This window comes from Flavobacterium fluvii (assembly GCF_900129545.1).
Taxonomy (GTDB): domain Bacteria; phylum Bacteroidota; class Bacteroidia; order Flavobacteriales; family Flavobacteriaceae; genus Flavobacterium; species Flavobacterium fluvii.
The window spans coordinates 1-26617 of the sequence record NZ_FQWB01000011.1; the positions used below are offsets into that span (position 1 = coordinate 1).

Sequence of the window (26617 nt, forward strand, 5' to 3'; positions counted from 1 at the left end):
ATTGTTGCCACGAGCACGCAGAAGAAAATTTTACCCTTTAGCGTTTTTTAATGTCAAAGAACCTTTTAAATAAATCATTTTCAGAAGAAAAAAAGGAAAAAAAAGAAAGCCATTCGTTCAAGTGGAAGGTTTCAAAAAAGCAAGTTTTTTTGATAAAATACTACCCGAATGGGTGGAGATTTTATCAAAAACCGGAGACTTGAACTTGCTTTTTTGTAAACATGGAACTTACCTTTGCCTTCTTTTTTTTATTTTTTTTATTTTCTTTTTAACCGATGTTTTACCATTACTAACCCATCCAAAAAAAGTTTTCTTAAAAGAGGAATTTCTTGGAAAGGGTATGGATTTTTAAAACAGAAAAAGAAATATCAAATCCATTCCAATTATTTTTCTGTTTTAAAAATCCATACTCTTTCGTGGACTTGATTTTGTGAGTGCAGACCATTGCTTTATTGGGGTTTTAATTTTTAGGAATCAACGTTGTAAGTGATGGTCTGCACTCACAAAAACAATGAAAAACAATGCGTAGTGCGATAGGGGCAGTAGCGCAGGCAAGTGTATTGTTTTTTTTTTTGCTGACTGGGGTGCTTCTGATTGCTTTCGTGGAAAAGCTGGTGCCTGATATAGTGTTGAGAGTACAAAAGGAGGAGGGATTTAAATTAGGACGGTGTGGCAACTGCTTTTCCGGAAAAGCAATTACCACTTATTTTGTGGCAAATAAAAAAACAATACTCTTGCTGGCCTTTTGATTTTGTGTGTAGAAAAAATGGCTTTTACCCTGGGCAAATCAGCTATACATCAAAGCCATTTTTTCTACTCACAAAATCAATGCAAGAACTTCCGATTTCAATACCAAGTTGCTAAAAACCATCAAGTATTATAAGCGAAAAGGAATCGTCAATTTTGGATTGAGCTTCTACGGAATTAGTATTAGTGGTTTGTGAAGGGCAGCTTCTTGAGGGGCTGTCCCTCGACTGCGCTCGGGATGACCAAAGTTATTACCGCCGCTCAAGAAGTTGTCCTGGAGCAAACCACCGGCGCGTTGGGGAGCGGCTGTTTTACATAAATGATATTATAACTTCGTCGCAAAAACCAAAAAAACAATATAAAAACTTTGTGATGAATTATAATACTCAATTATGTAACACAGCTTGGGGAAAAAATTACTGGCGCAAGTTGCGAAGCGTACGTGTTTTTTCTAAAAACTGTGCCAGTAATTTTTTTAGGAGCGTGGGGCAGGAGTGGCCACTGAAATTCAAAACGTCCTTTTACCAGCGAACGGAAGATGTTCTTTTTAATGAAAACGTAATTAGCGAAATGAAGCAAACAAAGACCTGAGTTTAGGAATACTTGGACTAAACGAAGGTTTTGTGCAGCTGAATGAGATAATGAGGTAGTTAAAGTGATTTTCTTTTTGTGGCATATTTTTTGTCATTATTCTTATGAAAAACAATGCGAAGTTGGCCAGAAGATACGTTTTTTAATATAAAACTTGTTTTTTGGTACAAGAGTTGTATATTTGCAAAGTCATTTCCCTAGGGAAAAGGACCTGGTCGGCCACAACACCTTAGTTGTGGCATTTTTATTTTACCCTGTTTGAGTATTTGTCTTCGTAGTATTTTTGGTTTCTGTCGTCATCAATATGAAAACAAGTAACTATTATGTAGTTGGGGCTTATTTTTTCCATTACAACTAAAAAACATCCTTCTTTGAACCAAAAGTAGTCTCTTGTTTTACCATCTGCTTCCAAAAATTGAAAACAAGTTATATCATCAGTATCTTTATTTTCCAGTATTGGTTTTATCCAATGAATTTTGTTCGCTCTTTTTTTATCAAAACATCTTTTTCCCTTTGGCCCTCTTGTAATAATTTTCACAAAAGTGTGTGGGTATTTTTCGTAACCTTTTTCTTTTGAATTTCTAATATCTATAATTACCTTACAATTTGAAAAATAAAATTCATTATCAATAAAATCGGTTTTGAATAATTGAAAAAGTTCTTCTAGATGTTCAGGTGAAGGATCTATTCCTAAATTGGGTATGTGATCATCCAAGTCTAATAAATCCATTATAGTTTTATTTTAGGTTGGTGATCAAAAATATTGAACTTTGTTTCCCAAGGTTCTGTTCCTTCTTCAAGATTAAAACCAGATTTGGCTTCTAAATATTGAATAAAATCCATTTTGCTTTGAGTTGGATTTTCAATATTCTTCATTACTACTCTTGTTTTATATGTGATTGCTCCAATAAAGAAATCGGCTAATTGAAAGAAGTTATTGTCGTGAGAATGTAAATGTTGGAATTGTCTGAATGGACTTTTACCTTTGTATTCATTTTCAAAAACTTCATTGATTTTTTTTAGCTTTTCTCTTCCACGAGTATTTTGAATGTCTATAAAAACCCTGTATTCATCTCCATTACTATTGTTTGGTCGTAATAAATAATAGGTCATTTTATAATAGAAATTGTCGTGAGAACCCTGGTTGAAATCGGCATGATTTAGACGCTCTTTGTATTTGACCAAAACACAGCGAAATTGCAATGAAGACAGGAAGAAATAATCTACTAATTCTTTGTATAATGTTGTTCTTGCATTTGAAAATTTATTCCATTTCAATTCTGACTTTTGATTGTGTTTTTTAAGTATTTCATTGAATTTTTTTTGTAATTCATCATACTCATTCATTGGTACTTTGATGTATCCGATGCACATTACCGGAATATTGTCGTGTTCTAAATGACAACTTTCATCTATATAAAAATCATATTTATTGTTCATTATAAATTCTATGAGTATAGGTTTAATTTAATTGACTGTTTGTAAAAATTAATGAATGAATTTTAAAGATTCAAATGAAAACATATCCACAAAAATATAACAAAAAAGTTAATAATAAATTACTCTATTTTCATAATTCAATATAGTTTGATATGTGATTGCGTTTAACTCTTAAACTTTTTTATGCAGAATTTCGTATATCTTATGGAACAATACTATTTTTTGAATATTGATTTTTCTATATCTTTGTATTATGGATAAAAAAGTAGAGCTTAAAAATATTGTCAAGAGTTGTGAGATCCGTTTTGATCGCGGAACATCAGATACTTGGAAACATGGCGATTTTAATGATTTTAGCCGTGAAATTCAAAAAGAGACCAAAGTCAATATCAGCATTAACACGCTGAAGCGAATATTCGGGAAAATGTCTGTGGAAAATGATTATCTGCCACAGCAAGCCACCATTGATTGTCTTAAAAAGTATAGTGGATACCTTCCTTCAGAGGATAGCGATAATCAACTAATTAATCCGGAATCTACTATCAATGGCGATTCTACTACTAATAGCAGCCCTATTATTAAAAACGATCCCAGTATTTTAAAGTCCCCCTTTTTTTTATGGGGTATTTTAATCGTTTTGGTGGTCTTTTTTAGCTTGTTCTTTTTTGTGAAAGAAGAGGACAATAATTTAGGAACAATCAAAATTTCCAATACGGAAGGACTCTTGCCGAAAACCGTTTTTTTTGATTTACAATTACCCAATGTCAAGGATAGTCTTTTTATGAGTTTTGGGGATAAATCACCTTTGATTCATCTCGAGCGAGACCTCACCAAAATATCCCATGCTTATTTATTTCCAGGAGTTTTTAAAGTCGACATTAAAAAATCTGACAGTGTTTTGGTTAGAACAAAAGTATATGTTCCTTCAAACAAATGGCTGGGTTTAGGTTTTTTTCGCCAACATGACATTCCTAATAGTTATTATGCTTTTCCAGCAGTAAAAAAAGGAAATGACAGTCTTTTTCATATATCCAATGAGCAATTGCAAAAAGCCGGATTAGACACCATAAAATCATACTTTACCCGATTGTGTAATTTTACTCCAATAAATAATCATTCAGATAATTTCATATTTGAAACTACTTTTAAGAAAACAATCCCTCAAAAGGGAATTTATTGTAACAGTATGCGGTTTCAAATTTCGGGGATTGATAACATGATTCGTTTTAATTTTGTTAGCCCAGGTTGCAGTTCAAAAGTGTTAAATGTTATCAGCGAGCAATATCCTAAAGGAACCGATAGCGATTTATCTCAATTTGTTCTTGATTTGGAACAATGGAATACCGTTAAATTAATCAATCGGAATAAAAGCATAAAACTTTATGTAAATGATAAATTGATATATAGAGGAATTTATAAAGAATCTGTGGGTGATTTAAGAGGTGTATTTGTAGAATTTGAAGGCAATGGATATGTCAAAAATTGCAGTTTGAAATCTTTGGACGGGAAAATTTTATATAATTTTTAGTTAAATCAATCGGTTGTATTTGTTTTAAATTACTGTTTTTCAACGACTTGCGTTGTCCATAGTTTTGGGTAAAGTTTGGTCAAGTCAATAATTCTTCTTTACGTTAAATTCGGTTAGTTTTGATACTTTATCAATATAATCAATTTTAATTATGAATTTACGTGCATTTCTAGCAATTATATTGCTATTCGCAAATTTACATGTTTTCGCCCAGGAGCGCATTAATCTAAATGGTAACTGGCTCTTTGCATTGGCCAAAACCGAAGTAGAGGCTGATCGGTTGTCTAAATTTTACGGTGATAAATTTAACAGCAGCAGTTTTAAGCCAACTCCCGTACCTTCAAACTGGGCGGTTCAGGGCTACGAAGAACCAGTTTATAGGGGGTTTAAAGATGATAAAGCCAAAGATGATAATGCCGTAGATGATAAAGTTGAGGATGAAAAAGCCAGCGAAGGCTTTTATTTACACGACTTCAAAGTCCCGGCTGATTGGAAGGGAAAGAATATACAGCTTCATTTTGGCGGAGTGTGGTCATCAGCCGAAGTATGGCTTAACGGAAGTTTAATTGGAACCCACCATGGCGGATACACCTCATTTACCTTTGATGTTGATGGCAAAATCAAGCCGGGAGAGTCTAATCGGCTTGCTGTGCGCGTGCGTCAAGTAAACCAAGATTACAAATTTGATGTTTATGATGATTGGACAATGGGAGGCATCTATCGCGATGTTACTTTGGAAGCCATGCCTAAAAAAAGATGGATTGATGGTATTGTCGTAAAGACCGATTTTGACAATTTATTTCAGGACGCTGACTTGAAGATAAATGCCATGGTGGGTGACAAAAACAAGGAAACACTTCCTGGTAATTATCCAAGCCCAGGGGAATCTTATACAATAAGGGCTATACTGTCCACAAAAGAGGGGAAAGAGGTAGGGCGTCAGGAGATTGTAGTTCCTGGACATACATCAACAAGTAGAGAAGTACTAATGACCATGCGTGTGAAAAATCCTCAACATTGGACGGCAGAGACTCCCAACCTCTACAATTTACGTATCGATCTTTTGGAAAAAGGTAAGGTAACACATTCCCGCACTGAACGAGTAGGATTTCGGGAGATTTCCACCGATGGCGGTGTTTTCAGGATTAACGGACAAGCGGTCAAACTTCGCGGCATAAATAGGCATGATGAACATCCTGATGTAGGTCGTGCGACTACACGAGAACATTGGTTGCAGGATCTCAAACTGATGAAAGAAGCAAACATTAATTATATTCGTATGGCTCACTATGCCCATGCGCAAGGATTCGTTGAATTGTGCGATGAGTTGGGGATGTACGTTGGTGAAGAGGTCTCACTTGGAGGTGGAGGAGACCTTATGTATGATCCATCTTTTTCTGGAGCGGTATTGCAACGTTCGTATGAGACAATTGTTAGGGATATCAATAGGCCTTCTGTTATTTATTGGTCAACCGGAAATGAAGACGCTTTAACCACGCTACATTTGGCTTCCGTGAAATTAATTAAAGCTTTAGATCCGACTCGTCCCGTACTATTGCCTTGGCGTGCAGAAGAGTGGCTTCCGACAGAAGTTGACATTCTCGCACCTCATTATTGGCAGCCACAGGAATATGACAAATTGGCAAGCAAATCCAATCGTCCAATAATTTCTACTGAATATACGCATTCTTTCGGAGTTGATGGATTTGGAGGTTTAGAAGCACGCTGGAAAGCATTGACCCAACATCCTTCTGGAGCTGGAGCTGCTATTTGGATGTGGGCAGATCAAGGAATTAAAACACCAGTTTTGAGGCCCAAAGATAAATCCGGAAAGCTGAGCGAAGGTGATGATTATCTTCGAATTGATGATGCGGGTTGGGACGGTATTGTTGATTCATACCGAAATTTAACCCGTGATTATTGGGAAACCAAGGCTGTATATGCGCAGGTTTACCCTGCCGTGAACAAGGTGTCTTTTACTCCTGGAGAGGCATCGGTAAATATTCCCATTCAAAATGATTTTGATTTTACGGATTTGAGTACCATAAAAATTGCCTGGTCTATTCGAGAAGATGAAAAGGTACTGGCTTTAGGTACTGGTACAATCGAAGGGAAACCACATGCTGTATCTAACTTTAAATTACCATTGGAGAAACTGGCTTCTATTAGTGCTGGAAAAACTTATTATGCCTGGTTTATTTTTACCAATGCAGAAGGGGCGGAGATTCACCGCAAAGCGGTTGAACTCTCTTCTCGAGTGCATCAATCTCCAAAGACTTCTTCTCCAGGAAAGTTGTCTGTGACTAAAGCTGAAGTAGTTACTGTTGATGCTGGCGATGCACGTTATATTTTTAGCCCTAAAACGGGTCAGCTGGTATCAGGAAGTTTAAAGGGAAAAGTGCTAGTTAAAGATTTGAGACCAGCAATATGGCGTAAATTGGATAGGGCAGAAGTTAGCGTAGTAGGTAAAAATGATGCTAGAGATGCAGTCGATCTTAATCGCTATACCCAATCGGTAACAGCTTGGAATATTGAAGAAAACCAGTCCAGTGTAGTTATTAATGCAACGGTGAACTATTTAGTGGACAGTAAAAATCAATTTACCACAATTTATCGTTATTCAATTGGTACAGATGGAAAAATGGAAGTTCATTATCAGATTCAAACCAAAGTGACGGTGCCTTGTTTGCCAATTGTAGGAATGGCAGCCGATGGGGTACAGGAACTAAATCGCTTGCAGTGGTTTGGTCTTGGGCCATATGACGCCTATGTCAACAAACAGTCCGCACCAATTCTGGGAGTATGGGGAGGATTAAATAAAGATAAAGAAACCGACGGAACGAAGGTGATGCGTTGGGTAGAACAAAGTGGCACAATTGGTAGCGTGCGCATTTCAAATTTGGGTTATTTGGAACATGATGTCACTAAACCGGAAACTGTTTACATCTTGTCTGGGGTTTTAGGAAGACCAGAGAAAGGACGTAAGCCAGATGAATCCATACCACAACTTCGGACAGATACTGGAAAACCTTTCGTGGGTGAATTCAAAATTGAATTAAAGAATAGTTATACTGTTTTGACATTATTGGAAGAGAGAAAATAGGTTCTAGGAAATCAATATTATAACACTTTGATATGTATAAGTTAAACGGGCAGTTCAATTTGAGCTGCCCGTTTAATTTTTGGTTAAACCTAAATCCGTATTTAAAATCATTTCTGATAAATTAAATATATATCATTTTATAAAGTTCATCCTATTTTAGACAGTTAAGTTATGGATAAAAGGAGATTTTGGACGATTTATGGGGTGTGTTTGTTGAATAAGATTGTGCGGAGATGTAAAAAAAAGGGACTTAAAATCTTTATAAAGCAAATTTTTATATCATTTTTAGTCAAATCAACAATTATATATTTTGTGTTTATGTCTCTGTCTATAAGCTTTTTGAGTTGCCCATGTTTTTGGGTAAAGTTTGGGTAAACTTTGGATTTTCGGATTGATTTATGGTTGTGTTTGCTTGTATATATTTGTTTTATTCAAATTTCAGATTAGAATTCTATTGATGTTTTTTACAATCAAGCAATTTCAACACTAAATTTTAAGTACGCTATTGTCCTGTTTTTTTATTTTTCTGAACAGATACAAATGTCTTTTTTTAGATTGGGAACAAAATGAATCATTAAATGGAACTCTAAACTATTAACAATAGGTTATAGTAAAATTTAATGCCACAAACAATCTATTTGATACGAACGGACTTTATGTCTATAAAGTACTTCTATAATAACCATTTTACAAATAAAAATTAACCAATGAAAAGATTATTAAGATTGCCAGATTTGTTGAGACTTTCTTTAGTGGTTTTGACTGCTTTAGTGTTTCAAAACTGTACTCCAGAAAAGATAAAAGAACGTACTGACGAAACTCTTAACATGACCGATTATTTAAGAGCTAATCCAGAGTATTCCATGTTCTTGGAAATTCTTAATATTACTAATTATGCTTCATTTATGAATACTTATGGTACTTATACCTTGTTTCTTCCGACCAATGAAGCAGTGAAACAATATTTAAATGATGTAGGTGTCAGTTCATTGAAAGATGTGCCATTGGCGGACTTGCAAAATATAGCTAAAATACATATTTTGGACCAGAAAATAAATACTACCTCTTTTTCCGACGGCAAGATAGCAGCACCGAGTATGTATGGCCAATATTTAATAACTGGAGCAGCCAACATCAATGGCGTTTCTTATACAACTGTCAATAAAACATCAAATATCGTCGCTTCCAACGTAGAAGTAGGTAATGGTGTTATTCATGTTATTGATAAAGTGTTGCGTGTTGCCGACAAGACCTTGGCGCAGACTATTGAAGCCGATGCAAATCTTTCTTTATTTACCGAAGTTCTAAAGGCTACTGGATGGTATGACAAATTAAATCAACCTCTTTCTTATGATCCCAATAAGGAGGGGAGTCACTTGACCGTTTTGGTGCAAACCAATGAAGTGTTTAGTAAATCCGGTTTTACTACTTTGGATGCTTTAAAAGCGAAATATAGCACATCAGGAGATCCCATGAGTGCAACAGATGGTTTGAATCTATTTGTACAATACCATATAGTGCCTAAATTAAATTACCAAGCCGATTTTGCAACAACACCAGTCTTTGTAACAAAAGCACCTCTTGAAGTTATTAGTAGCAAATTAATTAAAGGCCAGATATATTTAAATCGTGATGAGTTTGCCGGTGTACTTGAAGAAGGTGTTGCCATTGTAAGAGAACTTAGTGATATCACCTGTTCCAATGGCGTATTACATTGTGTAGATGGACACTTCTCGATTGTAAAACGTCTTCCTATGCCTGTGTATTTTGATCTTTGTAATCAACCAGAATTTGCGGCCAATGTAGCTAACTATAGAAAACCCGGAGGTATACAATTTGGTTATGCATTAGGTGGCTTTAGTGAAATCACTTGGGAAGGTAGTAAGACACTTAAGTTTAGCTGGGTGCCAAATAATGACGCCTGGAATGGAGATCAAGTGGAAGTTGAACGTCTTCGCCCAACAGGGCTAAAAATGGTCACCTTTACCACTCCAGTAATTATTAAAGGACGTTATAAGATTTGGGTCTCTTATCGTAGCAATGGTTCTGCTTCTAATGAAGTAAAGGCATTTTTTAATGGCGTACAACTATCGAGAACAATAAATCTCAGAGAAACGGCAAACAATCCAAATGGGACAGGTGCCATAACAGACAGAGTACTAGAGTCTCAAGGTTATAAACGACCAATGTATCCCTTTAAAGTCACTTCCATAAATTCTAGACTGGTTGGTATTGTTGAAGTAGAAACTACGGGGAGGCATAAATTTACTTTGCATTCAGATGCCGATGGCGGTCAAGCTTGGTTTGATGTTGTTGAATTCCGTCCTGTAGACATGGATCAGATTTGGCCAAAATTTAAAGGTGGTTTAGCAGGTGCAGGTGGATTTGTGACTAGAGCAGAGGCTCCAACGGATAATTAATTAAAACCCTATGGGTACTGCGACCTAGTGTTGAAATCAGCATCAACAAGACGTTTTAGAAAATAGTGTCGAAAGATAATAGGAGAGACTATCGTACAGATTTTTAAATTTAAATAACCCTATAATAGATAGAAATCTATTATAGGGTTATAGTTTACAAAAAAAGGTAAAGTAATGAAGACTTAATTTTTTTTAATCTTTATTGCTAGATTTGTGATTAATATCGTGTAACATACTTCAGGTAGTTCTTTATATCATATTGATATAGCCTTACTATTTGCAAGTTGAATTTCGTCTTGAAAAAATGTTTGGAAAGTCATTTGTTTTATTTTGTTTCTTGCTTTTCAATTTGTCTGTATCAAATTGTTTGGGGCAAGACCTTTTTTTTGAAAAAATTTCCAGTCGAGAAGTAACTCCCGTCACTCAAATACATGGTATTGCCAAAGATTCCATAGGGTATATTTGGTTTGGAAGTTGGAATGGGGTTTATCGTTATGATGGAAAAACATTTGACTTTTTTTACCACAATCCAAAAGACAAAAATTCATTACCCAATAATCGAATACGCAATATTGTTTCCGACAAGAAATTAGGGCTTTGGTTTTTTACCTTCGACAGAAAATATGTGCGATTTAATTATCAGTTAAATTCGTTTAAAATTGTTGCCGATACTAAAGTACCCAAGATTATAATTGAGAAGCTGGGCACCAAATCAAATGAGTTAAATAAAAACCGAATTGTAAATGGGAAAAGGTATATTTTATCTTCACACCTTTTTACTTCCCAGGATATAAAAACAGGTAAAAAATATCGTTATACGGCCAGCATCAATCGTCCAGGACAATTATTGGATGATTTTATCACTGATTTTTTTATAGATGATGAAAATATTATTTGGCTGGGCACCAGAGGAGGTAGTGTGTATAAAGCCAATCCAAACAGAGATCCTTTTGAATTACATTACACTTATAGAAAGGATATTAAAGACACACAATTAGCTACTGTTAAAGCCATTTTAGAAGTAGATAATAAACTATGGTTGGGCACTGATGACGGAATACTGATTTATAATAAAGAAGGGTTGGATTACAATCATCCTTTTTATAAATCGAATAGCCAAGTTAAGAATGCGCGTAGTTTTTTTAAGGATAATAAAGGCAGAATTTGGATAGGTGGTCGCAACGGATTGGAATGCTATGATCCCAAAAGCAATCAATGCAAGGTTGTAATCAATAAGACACTATGTCCAAAGTTGGAAAATTGGTCCGTGTATGCCTTGGAAGTATCCGGGAATACTAATTTGTGGGTAGGGTTGTACAACGGTATTGCTTGTATCAATCTAGCCAATGATACAATCAGCTTTCATAATTTAGCCGGTACAATCCATAATGGCAGTGTCATGGATATTTTATCCGTTGACGGTCGTGAATTGTGGTTGGCAACCGAGGGAAGCGGCGTTATTCGATTAAAAATAAATGCCAAGGGGAAAATCTATGATAAATTAGCGCTAAATACTTTTGACAAGCATCTTGAAAATAATATTTCAGGAAATATTGTTTATGCCCTGCATAGAGACAAACGAGGAGCAATTTGGGTTGGTTCCAGTGAAGGACTGAATAAAATTTACACGAACACCAATCCGATGCGAATTGAAAAAGTACAATTACAATCGGATAGTCCCAGTATTTATATTTCTTCCATAACAGACGATGTCAAAGGAAATCTTTGGATAGCCCATAAACAAGGCGTTTCCATGATTGATGTTGCCACGAACAAAATTTCCAATTATAGAAAAGAAGACCAGTTTGGATCATGGACTTTTACAGAAAGAGCTTTTTATAAGAATCCAGCAAACCAGAAAATATATTTTGGGGATCAAAATGGTTATCTTTCTTTTCGTCCAAATGAAATCAAAACGAATTCCGTTAATGACAAATTGATTTTCAAAACCTTGTATTTGTCCAATGAAAAAGTGATTCCGATGGATACCATCAACGGGCAAACGGTTTTGAACAAAGATTTATCGCAAACCCAATTGATTGAGTTGGATTATGAAAATAGAAGTTTCACAATAGAATTAGCTTCATTTAATTATGGCAACACGAACAAGATGGTTTATGAATATATCTTGGAAGGCTATGAAGACAAATGGACGAAGACCAATAGCAGTAAAATTACGTATAATAAACTACCTCCGGGTGATTATGTTTTCAAGGCTCGTGTTGTTTCTCCAAATGACACAAAATCGCCAATAAGGGTATTGGAGATTGATGTAAATGCGCCTTGGTATGGAACCTGGTGGGCTAAAATGTTTTTTTTAGGCTTGTTGGCAGCAATAGTTTTTTGGCTTTTTAAGGCTATATTGTATCGGGATCGTTTGAGAAACGAAATTAAAATGGAACGTCTTAATGTTGAAAGACAGGAATCTTTAAACAAAGAGAAAATAGAATTTTTTACCAATATTTCCCATGATTTAAAAACGCCATTATCCCTGATTGCCGATCCTTTAAAACGCATTCAGGACAATAAAGTGGCACCGGAAGACAAAGAAATTTATTTTTCCATTGTCAATAGAAATATAAATTATTTGACCAAGTTGATTCACCAAATATTGGATTTCCGTAAATCGGAGATGGGTAAACTGAAATTAAATCCCACAGATCAAAATTTCAACCTTTTTATAGAAGAATGCTATACTTCGTTTCAATTTATAGCTGTAAAGCGAAATATAACACTTAGGCTTCAGATAGACAAAACGCCTTTGTATTGTTCTTTGGATTTTGAAAAAGCACAACAGATTATTGTGAACATAGTCTCCAATGCTTTTCAATATACCTCAGACGGAGGATTAGTGATGCTTTCTGCGGGTCTTAATAAGGAAAAACAGGCTTTGGAAATAGTGGTTGAAGACAATGGAGTGGGGATAAATGCGGCCGAATTAGAAAAAATATTCGAACCATTCAACACTATTGGGTCTAGTCCTTATCATGGATATTCCTCCGGAATTGGATTGTCTTTAACAAGAAATTTAATTGAGCTTTTAAAGGGAACGATATCAATAGAGAGTACTCCTGATAAAGGAACTAAAGTAATGATCAGCCTGCCTTATATTACAGCTACAATGGAGGATAGTACTCCTGTTAAAGTTGAAGAGAATTATCAAAATAAGGATAATCAGGAAAAGGATACGGAACAAACTTCTTTTGAAAGTGCCAAGCCTACGTTGCTTATTGTAGAAGACAACCTGGATGTGCAAACTTATTTGAATAAAGAATTAGGGAAAGAATATTCCTTGATTCAGGAATATGATGGAAAGAAAGGACTTGAGGCTGCGATAAAGTACATACCGGATATTATTGTTTCCGATATTATGATGCCGGAAATGCAGGGAACAGAATTTTGCAAGGAACTTAAAGGCAATAAAAACACCAGCCATATTCCGCTAATTTTTTTAACGGCGAAAGGCTCTGATGAAAACCAAATTGAAGGATATAATCTGGGAGCAGAGGCTTATGTCATGAAACCGTTTAATGTAGATGTTTTAAATGCACAGATAAAAAGTGTGTTAGAGAACAGAAACATTTTGCAAAACAGGCTTGCGGGTATCAAAAAGATTGACCAATTGCAACAAGAGGTAACAGATTTGGATAATGATTTTCTTAAAAAAATGATTGAAATAATTACTCTCAATATAGAAGAAACTGATTTTAGCGCTGAGGAATTGGCACAAGCATTGGGTATTAACGAAAGACAGCTGTACCGTAAAATGAAAGGAATATCTGGAAACACGGTTCATGAATTTGTTACCAAAGTTAGAATGAATAAGGCCGAAGAGCTTCTCAAGAATTCGGATTTAAGTATATCGCAGATTGCCTATAAGGTTGGTTACTCAGAACCTTCAAATTTTTCACGTACTTTTTCTAAACATTATGGTTGTAGTCCTTCACAGTATTTAAAATAATTTGTAATAATCTGTGATAAAATTTATGGTTAAAGTAGTACTTTTTGAGGTTTGGTTATCTCTGTTTTTTTACTGCTTTAGAATCTGCTGAATCTGCGTGAAAATGATGGCATGGAGATTTGTCCTATTTTTTAAAATTTTACTCTTGTTTTGTAATGTTAGGTTGCCAAATTCAGGAGTCATAGCTAATTTTACCCAACTATATTCTAGTTGTTTCTTTCACTTTTAGTTTCTTTTTCTGTCAGATTGAGCTATTTTATATCTTATTTAGTGATTTGTCGGAATATGAATAGTAATGTCGGTTTATGATAATTCAAAATAAGGCAAGGAATCTAAATTTGTAAATGCGTATAGCAATGAATGCGCCATATAAGATAGATTAACAGATTAAAACAATAACAATTTAACAAATGAATTTGAAAGGAGTTTTATACGCATTCAGTTTTGTAATGCTGTTTGCAAATACAGTAAGTGCACAGGACAATAAATCAGTTAAGGAAAAATACAACTTTAATTACGGTTGGAAATTAAATGTTGGTGCTGTTGAAGAAGCTGAAAAGCCAGGGTTTAATGATCAAAAATGGACAGTTGTCAATCTTCCCTATGCCTGGAATCAAGCCGAGGCGTTTAAAAATGATATAAGGGACTTGTCCACAGGAATTGCCTGGTATCGCAAGACCTTTCAATTGCCCAAAGATTCTAATGACAAGAAAGTTTTTATCGAGTTTGAAGGAGTTCGTCAAATGGGAGAAGTATATCTTAACGGCACATTTATAGGGCGACATGAAAATGGGGTAATGGCTTTTGGTTTCGACTTGACTCCTTATGTAAAACCGTATCCACAGGAAAACGTGATTGCAGTAAAAACGGATAATGATTGGGAGTATAAAGAGAAGCTTACAGAATCCGAATTCCAGTGGAACAATATAAGATTTAATGCCAATTATGGAGGTATTCCAAAGAATGTGTTTTTGCATATTAAATCCAAGGTATATCAAACCCTTCCTCTTTTTTCTGCATTGGGAACAACAGGAACTTATGTGTACGCAACAGATTTTAATATTACTCAAAAGAAGGCGGTTATCAATGTTTCTTCTCAGGTAAAGAATGAACTTTCAATACCCGTTAAAGCGCAATTGAAAGTAAACGTGGTGGATATGCAAGGGAAAGAAGTAGCTTCCTTTTTGGGAGATTCATATACCGTAAATGCAAATGAAAAAACGGATTTGAAAGCATCCAAAGCCTTGAGTAATTTGAATTTTTGGAGCTGGGGCTATGGTTATTTATACACTGTTACTTCTGAAGTATTGGTTGACAATAAATCAGTTGATAAAGTTGTTATTCGCACAGGATTCCGTAAATCCAAATTCGAAAAAGGAATGGTGTATCTGAACGACCGAATAATTCAAATGAAAGGTTATGCGCAACGAACCAGCAACGAATGGCCTTCGGTGGGAATGTCTGTTCCGGCCTGGATGAGTGATTACAGCAATAGTCTGATGGTAAAGAGCAACGGAAATCTGGTACGATGGATGCACGTGACTCCTTGGAAACAAGACATTGAATCCTGCGACAGGGTAGGTTTGATACAGGCGATGCCAGCTGGAGATTCAGAGCAGGATGCTAAAGGGAGGCAATGGGGACACCGTACCGAGTTGATGCGAGATGCCATTATATACAATCGCAACAATCCAAGTATTTTATTTTACGAATCAGGAAATGAAAGTATTTCGGAGGAGCATATGAAAGAAATGCTGGCTATCAGAAATACTTATGATCCTTATGGAGGCCGTGCCATAGGATGCAGGGAAATGCTGGACAGCAAAACAGCTGAATACGGAGGGGAAATGCTGTACATCAACAAAAGTGCAAAACACCCTTTGTGGGCTATGGAATACAGCAGGGACGAAGGCCTGCGTAAATTTTGGGATGAATTTACACCGCCTTATCATAAAAATGGAACTGGAGGAACCACCCCTCAAAATTCTATTGGTGCAAAAGCAGTAAGTGATGCCACTGCATATAACCGTAATCAGGACACGCATGCCATTGAAAATGTAAAGCGGTGGTATGATTATTGGGAAATGCGTCCAGGTACCGGAGAGCGTGTGAGTTCAGGAGGAGTCAATATTGTTTTTAGTGATTCCAATACGCATTACAGAGGACAGGAAAATTACAGAAGAAGCGGTGAAGTCGATGCGATGCGGATTCCAAAAGATAATTTTTATGCCCATCAGGTAATTTGGGACGGCTGGGTGGATACCGAAAAACCTCAGGCACATATTGTGGGACATTGGAATTATGAAAAAGAACTAATCAAAGATATTACGGTAATTTCTTCTGCCGATGCAGTAGAACTGTTTGTCAACAATGTAAGTCTGGGTAAAGGAACACAAAGCAAAAGGTTTTTGTTTACATTCAAAGGTGTTCAGTTCAAACCAGGAACTATCAAAGCTGTTGGCTACAATAAATCAGGAAAACAAGTTTGTGAAAACGAAATTAAAACCGCAGGACAGCCTTTTGCTCTTAAATTAAGTAAAATAGAAAGACCGGGAGGAACTTTGGCGAATGCTAATGATTTAGTTATTGTGCAAGTGGAAGTTGTGGATGATAAGGGAAACCGCTGTCCTACCGCGCTGGATATGATCGATTTTGAAGTAAAAGGGCAGGGTACTTTTGTGGGCGGTATTGCTCAGGGGCCAGATAATTATATTGGAGCCAGCAGTCTTCCTGTAGAATGCGGCGTGAATCGAATTATGGTGAAATCTACGGAAACAGAGGGGTCAATTACTATTAAAGCTTCTTCAGGTTCGCTAAAAAGTGATGCGATTTCTGTTAAAACAGTAAAAACCGATTTAGGGAAATTGTCTATGAATCTGCCGAATGAAAATCTGCCGTCTTTTACAGAAAAAGGACCAACTCCTGCAACTCCATCTTTCAAAAAAACGAGACTGCCGATAGCGATTGCTAGGGCTACAACCGATTCGAATCAAGCTGATGCCTTTAAAAGCTATGATGATAATGAATTAACAGAATGGTCTTATGGAAAAGGTGACAATGCAATGATTGAATACGAATTAGAGCGTGAAGCCAATATCAATCAGGTAGTGATGAAACTTGCCGGATGGAAAAGCAAAAAATATCCAATTCGAATTTTAGTGGACAATAAAAAAGTATTTGAAGGTTCTACGCCTCTTAGTTTGGGATATGTAACCTTAGACGTTACACCAACCAAAGGTAAAAAGGTACAAATAGAGCTGTTGGGAAAAGCTAAAAAGAGTGATGCCATTAAACTGGTGGAAGTTACCGGAAAAGTAGATCAGGCAGGCTTAAAAGAAGGCGGTGAAACTATACAGCGATTACCAATCATCGAAGTAGAATTTTATGAACCCATTCGTTAGTCAATTTTACGATTGCAATAAAAAGATTATATAGTGTACACTATTTTGTGAATTAAAATTTAAAAAATTAGGTTATTAGTTAGTTGCCTATCAGGTATATTGGTAGTACTCTGGTAGGCTTTTTTTTGATTTGTAAAAAAATAAAAAAATATATGAAAGATTCGATTGCCATTCTTTGCGGAGGAGGTCCTGCACCAGGTATAAATGCGGTTATAAGTACATTGGTCAAAGTTTTTATCAAAGAGGATTACCGTGTAATTGGTATTCAAGAAGGTTACAGGACTATTTTTACAGACAGTCCCAAAATAGACGATTTGGATTTTGAATATGCAGATAAAATTTTTAGTCTTGGAGGTTCATCTCTGCAAATGAGTCGTTATAAGCCTAAAGACGAGGAGTTCAATACCGATTTTTTTGTAAAAAACAACGTTAAACTTTTAGTAACCATTGGAGGGGATGACACAGCTTCCACTGCCAACAGGATTAGTAAGTTTTTGGCCAGCAAAAATATTGACATCAGCAATATCCACGTTCCTAAAACCATCGACAACGACCTTCCATTGCCCGACAGGAATCCAACTTTCGGATTTCATTCCGCTAAAGATGAAGGTGTTCGAATAGGAAATACCGTTTATGAAGATGCAAGAACCAGTAAAAACTGGTTTGTGTTGTCCACGATGGGGCGCGAAGCAGGACATTTGGCTTTTGGTATCGGGATGAGTTGTCATTTTCCGATGGTGATTATTCCGGAAATGTTCAACAAGACCAGTGTTACCTTGGATAAAATTACCCGATTGTTGGTATCGACCATCATCAAAAGAAAAATAGATAATATTTCTTATGGAGTGACCATCATTAGTGAAGGTGTTTTCCATTTTATGGATGAAGACGAGATTATAAATTCAGGAATAAACTTTACTTATGACGATCACGGACACCCAGAATTGGGTAATGTGAGCAAGTCTCATATATTTAATATTTTGTTGCAGCAAAAGTTGAAAAGCTTGGGTATTGAAGTGAAGAGTAGGCCTGTTGAAATGGGATATGAACTGCGTTGTTGCCGACCTATTGGGTTTGACCTTACCTTGTGCACGTTATTGGCAATGGGCGTAAAGAAATTATTCAAACAAGGATTGACCGGTTGTTTGGTTTCTGCCAATTCCAATGGTGATATTAAACCTCTTTATTTGAAAGATTTGGAAGGATCTGACGGAAAAATTAAGCCACGTCTTGTTGATATTGATTCTGAAATGGCAAAACTTCTTTTTTCCGATTTGCATTACATTACCAAAGCCGATTATGAAAAAGCCAAACAATATGTGTCAAATCCAGAAGAATACGATTTTAATAAAATACTGGAATGGCAAGACTAAATTGCTAAAACATAAAATAATTGCAACCCATAAATTTTCGATAGCTAAATGGATTTCTTTCTGCCCAAGAGGCCGGTTGCTTTTAATGGAATCAAGCGTTGAACTTAACAATTATTCACATGAAATTTAAACACCTAAAAATCTGCGTTTCGTTGGTAATCCTACTGATGAACGCTTTAAATTCATCTGCCCAAATCAAACTGCCCAACGTTATTGGCAACAACATGGTTTTGCAAAGTAATCAGGTTGTGCCTATTTGGGGTTCGGCATCTCCTAAAAGTACAATTACTGTCAAATTCAAGGATCAGGAAAAAGAGGCTAAGACAGATGGAAAAGGGTATTGGAAAGTTAACTTGTCTGCAATGGCACCATCGTCATTACCTGCTGAAATGCTTATCACATCTGATAAAGACAGTAGTTTACGCCTCAGTAATATTTTAATTGGCGAAGTTTGGCTTTGTTCGGGTCAGTCGAATATGCGATATCGTATGAAGAGCGAGTACCAGAAACCGTTAAAAACCGCCGACAGTCTGGAGCTGGAATTATCAATTAATGAACCACAAATCCGTTTGTTGCTGACCAAAAAAAAAATAGGTGCATCGGATATAGATACCTCAGGCTGGGAGCTGGCTGAAGGTGAAGCACTAAGTAAGTTTTCGGCTATCGGTTATTTTTTTGCCAAAAATCTTCATCGAAAATTGAATGTGCCCATTGGCATAATATGTTCGGCTGTTAATGGAACCCAGATTGAACCTTGGACACCGGCATCAGCATATGAAAATAGTACTTTATTCAAAGATAAAATAGAAAATAATATCATTAATGGCGTCGAAGCTGGAAGCTTATACGAAAATATGATTAAACCTCTGGCACCTTTCGCTATAAAGGGTTTTTTATGGTATCAGGGTGAATCGAACGCAATGACCAATGATACTTTGTATGCCGATAAAATGAAAACACTCATTCACAGCTGGAGAGAAAGATGGGAAAATCCTGAACTATCTTTTTATTATGTTACTCTGGCTCCTTTTAATTATACCCGTCGTAAAGACAAGGTTGCCCATACTGTTGAGACACTTCCAATAATATGGGAGGCACAGACAGCTGCATTGTCCATTCCTAAAACTGAAATGATTCCTACTAGCGATTTAATAGATAAATTAAATGATATTCATCCTCCCTATAAATGGGAAATCGGACGGAGATTATCAAATGTTGCGTTGGCGAAACAGTATGGTTATTCCAATCTTGAATTTACAGGGCCTCGTTTTAAAGAAATGAAATTAGCTGGTAAAGATCTTGTCGTTAGCTTTTCTCATTCGGATGGTTTAAAATCAAGTGATGGTAAAGCTATCAGATGGCTTGAAGTTGCAGGGTCAGATGGTGTATTTAAAACGGCTAACGGAATAATAAAGAACAACAAACTGGTTGTTTCAAGTCCCGATATCGTGAAGCCGATGCAGCTGAGAATGGGATGGTATGAAAGTGCACAGCCCAATTTAGTAAATAATGCTGGTTTGCCAGTAACGATTTTTAGGGCAAGTGTAGATTAAAATAAATCGAATGAAATAGGTGAATTCATCTTGGGATTATTTAAAATCAAGTAGTTTAATATAGAAAACCAGTAGTTGTAAATAACTGCTTAGAAGATGTGGTGGCTTGTTTACATAGTGGGTCATTTCCATCTTTTTTCTACTTTAGAATCTGCTCCAATCTGCGTGAAAATGATGGCACGCAGATTAGAGCAGATTTTTTTAAATTAACCTATTGTCATGTATTCTTGGTTGTCAAATTCAGGAGCCATAGCTTATTTCTACCCAACAATATTCTTGTCGTTTCTTTCCCTTTTAGCTGTTTTTCCTGTCAGATTGAGCCATTTTATATCATATTCAGTCATTTGTCGGAATATGAATAGTAATGTCGGTATTTGATAATTCAAAATAAAGCAAGGAGTCTAAATTTGTGAATGCGTATAGCAATAAAATACGTCATTGAGTATAAAAGAATAATCCTAATAACAATTAAATAATGAACATGAAAAGATTTTTTTATGCATTCAGTTTCTTGCTACTGTTTGCAAACTTGGTTAATGCACAACAAAATAAATCAGACAGAGAAAAATACAATTTCAATTACGGTTGGAAATTAAATGTTGGGGCTGTTGAAGAAGCCAAAAAACCAGAGTTTGATGATCAAAAATGGACGGCTGTCAATCTTCCTTTTGCCTGGAATCAAGCCGAGGCATTTAAAAAAGATATAAGAGATTTGTCTACTGGAATTGCCTGGTATCGCAAGACTTTTCAATTGCCAAAAGATTCGAGCGACAAGAAGGTCTTTATAGAGTTTGAAGGAGTGCGTCAAATGGGAGAAGTATATCTTAACGGTACATTTATAGGGCGACATGAAAATGGTGCGATGGCTTTTGGTTTTGACTTGACGCCTTATGTAAAACCGTATCCACAAGAAAACGTGATTGCCGTAAAAACAGATAACGATTGGAGATACAAAGAGAAAGCAAGTAACTCAGGATTCCAGTGGAACGATAGAAATTTCAATGCCAATTATGGAGGTCTTCCAAAGAATGTGTACTTGCACATGAAATCAAAAGTATATCAAACCCTTCCTTTGTTTTCTACATTGGGAACAACAGGTACCTATGTTTACGCAACAGATTTCAACATTGTCGAAAAGAAAGCGGTTGTCAATGTTTCTTCGCAGGTAAAGAATGAACTTTCAACCCCCATCAAAGCGCAATTGAAAGTGAGCGTGGTGGATATGCAAGGAAAAGAAGTGGCTTCCTTTTTGGGAGATTCTTATACCGTAAATCCAAATGAAAAGAAAGATTTAAAAGCTTCCAAAGCCTTGAATAACTTGAATTTTTGGAGTTGGGGTTATGGTTATTTATATACTGTTACCAGTGAAGTGTTGGTAGATAATAAATCGGTTGACAAGGTTGCTATTACTACAGGATTCCGTAAAGCGAAATTCGAAAAAGGAATGATATACTTGAACGACCGAGTTATCATGATGCACGGATATGCACAACGAACCAGCAACGAATGGCCTTCCGTGGGAATGTCGGTTCCAGCTTGGATGAGTGATTACAGCAACAGTTTGATGGTAAAGAGCAATGGAAATCTGGTAAGATGGATGCACATAACTCCTTGGAAACAAGACGTGGAATCTTGTGACAGGGTAGGTTTGATACAGGCCATGCCGGCAGGAGATTCAGAGAAGGATGTTACGGGGCGCAGATGGGAACAACGTACCGAGTTGATGCGTGATGCCATTATCTACAATCGCAACAATCCCAGTATTTTATTCTACGAATCGGGTAATAATAGTATTTCAGAAGAACACATGAAAGAAATGTTGGCTATCAGAAATCAATATGATCCTTATGGAGGTCGTGCCATAGGAAGCAGGGAAATGCTGGACAGCAAAGTGGCCGAATATGGAGGCGAAATGTTGTACATCAACAAAAGTGCAAAACACCCTTTGTGGGCCACCGAGTACAGCAGGGACGAAGGTTTGCGTAAATTTTGGGATGATTTTACGCCACCTTTCCATAAAAATGGAACTGGAGGTACCAATCATTCAAATGCCAATGGTGCACGGTTAACCGATACCAGCGCCTATAACCGTAACCAAGATACGCATGCCGTTGAAAATGTGGAGCGTTGGTACGACTATTGGGAACAACGTCCGGGTACTGGAGAGCGCGTGAATTCTGGAGGAGTAAACATTATATTCAGTGATTCGAATACCCATTACAGAGGACAGGAAAATTACAGAAGAAGTGGCGAAGTAGATCCAATGCGAATTCCTAAAGATGGTTTTTATGCCCATCAGGTCATTTGGGATGGATGGGTTGATACCGAAACTCCTAAAGCACATATTGTAGGACATTGGAATTATGAAAAAGAAGTGACTAAAGATATCACTGTAATTTCGACTGCCGATGTAGTAGAATTGTTTGTCAATAATGTAAGTCTTGGTAAGGGCTTACAGAGTAAAAGATTCTTGTTCACCTTCAAAAATGTCCAGTTTAAACCGGGAAGCATCAAAGCTGTTGGTTACGATAAATCAGGAAAGCAAGTTTGCGAAAATGAAATCCGTACAGCCGGAAAACCTTATGCAGTTAAATTAAGTACTATAGAAAGACCGGGTGGAACTTTGGCCAATGCCAATGATTTAGCCATCGTGCAAGTGGAAGTTGTGGATGATAAAGGAAATCGTTGTCCTACGGCATTGAACATGATTGATTTTGAAGTAAAAGGACAAGGTACTTTTGTGGGCGGAATTGCGCAAGGACCCGATAATTATATTGGAGCCAGCAGTCTTCCAGTAGAATGTGGAGTCAACCGAATTATGGTGCGATCCACAGAAACGGAGGGACTAATTACTATCAAGGCTTCTTCCAATTCGCTTAAGAGTACAACTCTTGCCGTGAAAACGATCAAGACCGATTTAGGTAAATTGTCTGTGAATTTGCCAAATGAAAACTTGCCGTCTTTCACTGAAAAAGGACCAACTCCTGCAACACCATCTTTCAAGAGAGCTAGATTACCGATTGCAATTATTGGAGCCAAGACCAATTCGAATCAAGCGGATGCTTTCAAAAGTTATGACGACAATGAATTGACACAATGGTCATACGGGAAAAATGACAAGGCCGTGATTGAGTATGAATTAGAGCGTGAAGCTAATATTAGTCAAGTAGTGATGAAGATTGCCGGGTGGAAAAGGAAAAAATATCCAATTCGAATCTTGGTTGACAATAAAAAAGTATTTGATGGCTCTACGCCTCTTAGTTTGGGATATGTAACCTTGAACGTGACTCCAACCAAAGGTAAAAAAGTACAAATAGAGTTGGTAGGAAAAGTCAAAGACAGTGATGCCATTAATTTGGTGGAAATTACTGGAAAAGTAGATCAGGCAGGCCTAAAAGAAGGCGGTAAAACCATAGAACGATTGCCTATAATCGAAGTGGAATTTCACGAGCAGATTCATTAGGCAGCATAAAATTATTAACTAACCAAATTAAAATTAAACCATTTATGAAAAAATCAATATTGAAGTATTTCATATTCTTTTCCGTGCTTTTTTCTTGTTTGAGTGCAACAGCCCAAAAGAAAATTACTGGAATTGTAAAAGATGCGGTAGGGCTAACCATACCCGGGGCGAATGTCAAAATCAAGGATAAAAAAGCAGAAACCCAAACCGATTTTGACGGTAATTTTACCATTAGTGCAGAATCAGGAGATGTCTTGATTTTTTCCTTTGTCGGAATGACAACCACTGAAATCACCATCGATTCTAGATCGAATTACACTGTTGTCATGCAAGAACTTGCATCTCAACTGAACGAAGTGGTTGTAGTCGGGTACGGAACCAAAAAGAAAACAGATGTGACCGGAGCCGTTTCAACCGCCAATTTGAAAGCCTTTGAAGATTCGCCAAATCCCAATCTTGCCCAAAGTTTGCAAGGAAGCGTTGCGGGTTTGAATGTTGGTCAGACCAACAGTGCAGGAAGTACTCCTAATATTTCCATCAGGGGGCGAAATTCGTTGGCCGGGAACAACAACGTTCTAATAGTGGTGGACGGAATCGTGTACACGGGATCTATAAATGACCTGAATCCTGATGACGTTGCTTCCGTGGATGTGCTGAAGGATGCCAGTTCGACTGCCATTTATGGAGCTCAGGGCGCCAACGGTATCTTGATGATTACCACCAAAAAAGGAAATAAAAACAAAGCTCCACAAATCAGTTTTTCAAATTCTTATACTACCCAGATTCCAACCATAAATGTAGAGCCTTTGGACAGACAAGATTATCTGGATAAAGTACGAGATTTGTATTGGAATAAATCCTATTTGGCTCCTGACTACACTGTGCCAGATCCCTCTTTTAATTTAGCTGATTATGTCGATGATTCCCTCGTAAACCAAGGCCAGATTTCAGGTGCCGATTACAATTGGTGGGATGCTGCAACAAAAACGGGTTCCATCCAGGATTTCAACCTTAGTGTGTCTGGAGGAGGTGACAACATGTCCTATTTGTTGTCTGCCAGCCATACAGACCAGGAGGGGTATATCATTAATGATGTCAGCAAAAGAACCACTATTAGAGCCAACATCGATGTTAATCTAAAAGATTGGTGGACTGTAGGGATGCAGTCATTTGCCACCTTTTCCGATTATAGTGGTGAAGAACCTACTCTTAGCGGAATTATTCGTCAAGCTCCATTAGTGGAGCCATTTGATGCAGATGGGAACCTGATTCCATTTCCTACAGGGACAATTTATTCCAATCCATTCATGACTTATTATGTGGACAACCTGGATAAAAGCAATAATTTATTCGGAAATTTTTATTCCGACATCAAATTCCCTTTCATCAAAGGATTGAGTTATAGAGTAAACTTCGGTAACAACTATAGATGGGCCAATGAATACGGATCTAGCATTTATGGTGCAGGATTAACGGGTTCAGCCTATAAAAACCACAGTACCCGATATGATTATACGTTTGACAACATATTTACCTACAAAAGAACGTTTGCCGAAAATCATGAGTTGGAAGCGACATTCTTGTATGGTGCATCCGAAAGAGAAGCCGAAGATACTTCAGCCACTGGAGAAGGTTTCACGGATTTATCTTTAAGTTACAATGCACTTGAACAAGCCACCATACAAAAAATAACTTCCGGTGGATGGCATGAAGCCCTAAGTTACCAAATGGGAAGGGTCAATTACAAATACAAGGACAAATACCTTTTTACTGGTACAATAAGAAGGGATGGATTTTCCGGGTTTGCCGAGAATGAAAAGTGGGGCGTTTTCCCTTCGGCAGCCTTGGGTTGGGTTATTACCAAAGAAGATTTTTTCAAGTCTAAAGTGGTTGATTTACTCAAGTTAAGAGCGGGATACGGATCGAATGGCAACCTTACCAGCAGGTATTTTTCACTTTCCAGAATTGGTAGAAGTTCCGGATATGTATATGGCGATGGAGGTTCAACAGAGTTTATGCAACAATTAAACACATTGGCCAATGCCAACTTGCAATGGGAATCCACTGGAGGAATCAACTTGGGACTGGATTTTAAATTGTTTAAAGGCATATTGTCGGGAAGTGTCGAATATTATAACACGGAAACAAAAAACCAATTGTTTTCAAGATCGGTTCCCTCCATTACCGGGGTTACTTCCGTGAACGTGAATTTGGGAAATATCCAGAATACGGGATATGAATTTTCCTTGACTTCAAACAACATCAAAAACGACAATTTTTCTTGGAGCACCACTTTCAATTATTCCCATAACGACAATAAAATCTTGGCACTGACGGGTCTTGATGAAGACGGGAACGGTGTGGAAGATGATATCGTGGCAGACAACTTGTTTATCGGCAAATCCATTGGAACCATTTATGCTTACGAGGCTGGGCCAATTTACCAAATTGGAGATGTCATCCCCACAGGTTACTATCCTGGAACAAGAAAGGTAATCGATCAAAACAATGACGGTCTTATCGATTCCAATGACAGGGTTTTTCAAGGAAAATCGGAGCCGGAATTCAGGGCTGGTTTGTTGAACACTTTTACGTATAAAGATTTCACATTGAACGTGTTTTTAAACACGGTGCAAGGAGGAAAAGACGGATATTTGAGTGCGAATGAACCAACTTACGGAGGAAGACAGAGTGAAATTGACAACTTGTTCAATATTCTTAACAATACAGATTTTTGGACACCATTGAACCCTGACGGGATTAATTCTCGTTATGTTACGGCACCAAAAGTAATACCTTCCGTATTTTATGAGCGTGATTTTGTTCGCTTACAGGACGTTTCCCTGTCCTATAACTTTCCAAAATCATTATTGGACAGTGCCGGCTTAAATTCTTTGAGGCTTTTTGTCAGCGGCAAAAACTTGGCTACCTGGACTGATTGGAAAGGATGGGATCCTGAAACAGGCCAAGGTTTGAGAGATGATGGTCGCCCAGTTCTCAAAGGATATTCTTTTGGTTTAAACGTAACTTTTTAAAA

General features: G+C 36.9%; 12 protein-coding genes. 10 read left to right on the forward strand and 2 right to left on the reverse strand.

The annotated features are described in order from the left end of the window. The first annotated feature begins 521 nt into the window (after positions 1-521). Positions 522-749 (forward strand): hypothetical protein, encoded by a 228-nt coding sequence (locus tag BUC16_RS17765; protein ID WP_073371936.1) that lies wholly within the window; start codon positions 522-524, stop codon positions 747-749. Positions 750-1582: 833 nt separating this feature from the next. On the opposite strand, the gene BUC16_RS16580 is transcribed toward BUC16_RS17765, so the two are convergent. After that, positions 1583-2068 carry a hypothetical protein gene (locus BUC16_RS16580; RefSeq protein WP_073371938.1) on the reverse strand — a complete coding sequence of 162 codons (486 nt, stop codon included), beginning with the start codon at positions 2066-2068 and terminating at the stop codon, positions 1583-1585. Continuing rightward, a complete protein-coding gene (locus BUC16_RS16585) occupies positions 2068-2778 on the reverse strand; it encodes a DUF3800 domain-containing protein (RefSeq protein WP_073371939.1) in 711 nt (236 codons plus the stop codon). Before BUC16_RS16585 ends, BUC16_RS16580 begins: the two co-directional genes overlap by 1 nt. A gap of 253 nt (positions 2779-3031) precedes the next feature. Between BUC16_RS16585 and BUC16_RS16590 the strand changes: the two genes are divergently transcribed. The 9 genes from BUC16_RS16590 (at position 3032) to BUC16_RS16630 (ending at position 26615) form a co-directional block, all read left to right on the forward strand. Then, positions 3032-4306 carry a hypothetical protein gene (locus BUC16_RS16590; protein ID WP_073371940.1) on the forward strand — a complete coding sequence of 425 codons (1275 nt, stop codon included), beginning with the start codon at positions 3032-3034 and terminating at the stop codon, positions 4304-4306. A 151-nt stretch (positions 4307-4457) separates the two neighbouring features. After that, positions 4458-7409, forward strand: coding sequence for a glycoside hydrolase family 2 (locus BUC16_RS16595; protein WP_073371941.1), 2952 nt, complete (start codon positions 4458-4460; stop codon positions 7407-7409). 707 nt (positions 7410-8116) lie between these two features. Further along, positions 8117-9829, forward strand: coding sequence for a fasciclin domain-containing protein (locus BUC16_RS16600; RefSeq protein ID WP_073371942.1), 1713 nt, complete (start codon positions 8117-8119; stop codon positions 9827-9829). Positions 9830-10196: 367 nt separating this feature from the next. Then, entirely contained in the window at positions 10197-13790 is a 3594-nt protein-coding gene (locus BUC16_RS16605) for a hybrid sensor histidine kinase/response regulator transcription factor (RefSeq protein WP_170860889.1), read from the forward strand. 410 nt (positions 13791-14200) lie between these two features. Continuing rightward, positions 14201-17191, forward strand: coding sequence for a glycoside hydrolase family 2 protein (locus tag BUC16_RS16610; protein ID WP_073371944.1), 2991 nt, complete (start codon positions 14201-14203; stop codon positions 17189-17191). A 152-nt stretch (positions 17192-17343) separates the two neighbouring features. Further along, the gene (locus BUC16_RS16615; RefSeq protein WP_073371945.1) at positions 17344-18564 is read left to right on the forward strand and encodes a 6-phosphofructokinase; all 1221 of its coding nucleotides are present in this window, start codon (positions 17344-17346) and stop codon (positions 18562-18564) included. Positions 18565-18683: 119 nt separating this feature from the next. Next, the gene (locus tag BUC16_RS16620) at positions 18684-20117 is read left to right on the forward strand and encodes a sialate O-acetylesterase (RefSeq protein WP_073371946.1); all 1434 of its coding nucleotides are present in this window, start codon (positions 18684-18686) and stop codon (positions 20115-20117) included. Between the two features lie 481 nt (positions 20118-20598). Further along, positions 20599-23580, forward strand: coding sequence for a glycoside hydrolase family 2 protein (locus BUC16_RS16625; protein WP_073371958.1), 2982 nt, complete (start codon positions 20599-20601; stop codon positions 23578-23580). Positions 23581-23624: 44 nt separating this feature from the next. Further along, entirely contained in the window at positions 23625-26615 is a 2991-nt protein-coding gene (locus tag BUC16_RS16630) for a SusC/RagA family TonB-linked outer membrane protein (protein WP_073371947.1), read from the forward strand. Positions 26616-26617 lie beyond the last annotated feature (2 nt).

Excerpts from the sequence above, each read along its gene's own strand:
- BUC16_RS17765 (WP_073371936.1), top strand. The coding sequence starts at position 522 with ATGCGTAGTGCGATAGGGGCAGTAGCGCAGGCAAGTGTATTGTTTTTT.
- BUC16_RS16580 (WP_073371938.1), bottom strand. The coding sequence starts at position 2,068 with ATGGATTTATTAGACTTGGATGATCACATACCCAATTTAGGAATAGAT.
- BUC16_RS16585 (WP_073371939.1), bottom strand. The coding sequence starts at position 2,778 with ATGAACAATAAATATGATTTTTATATAGATGAAAGTTGTCATTTAGAA.
- BUC16_RS16590 (WP_073371940.1), top strand. The coding sequence starts at position 3,032 with ATGGATAAAAAAGTAGAGCTTAAAAATATTGTCAAGAGTTGTGAGATC.
- BUC16_RS16595 (WP_073371941.1), top strand. The coding sequence starts at position 4,458 with ATGAATTTACGTGCATTTCTAGCAATTATATTGCTATTCGCAAATTTA.
- BUC16_RS16600 (WP_073371942.1), top strand. The coding sequence starts at position 8,117 with ATGAAAAGATTATTAAGATTGCCAGATTTGTTGAGACTTTCTTTAGTG.
- BUC16_RS16610 (WP_073371944.1), top strand. The coding sequence starts at position 14,201 with ATGAATTTGAAAGGAGTTTTATACGCATTCAGTTTTGTAATGCTGTTT.
- BUC16_RS16615 (WP_073371945.1), top strand. The coding sequence starts at position 17,344 with ATGAAAGATTCGATTGCCATTCTTTGCGGAGGAGGTCCTGCACCAGGT.
- BUC16_RS16620 (WP_073371946.1), top strand. The coding sequence starts at position 18,684 with ATGAAATTTAAACACCTAAAAATCTGCGTTTCGTTGGTAATCCTACTG.
- BUC16_RS16625 (WP_073371958.1), top strand. The coding sequence starts at position 20,599 with ATGAAAAGATTTTTTTATGCATTCAGTTTCTTGCTACTGTTTGCAAAC.
- BUC16_RS16630 (WP_073371947.1), top strand. The coding sequence starts at position 23,625 with ATGAAAAAATCAATATTGAAGTATTTCATATTCTTTTCCGTGCTTTTT.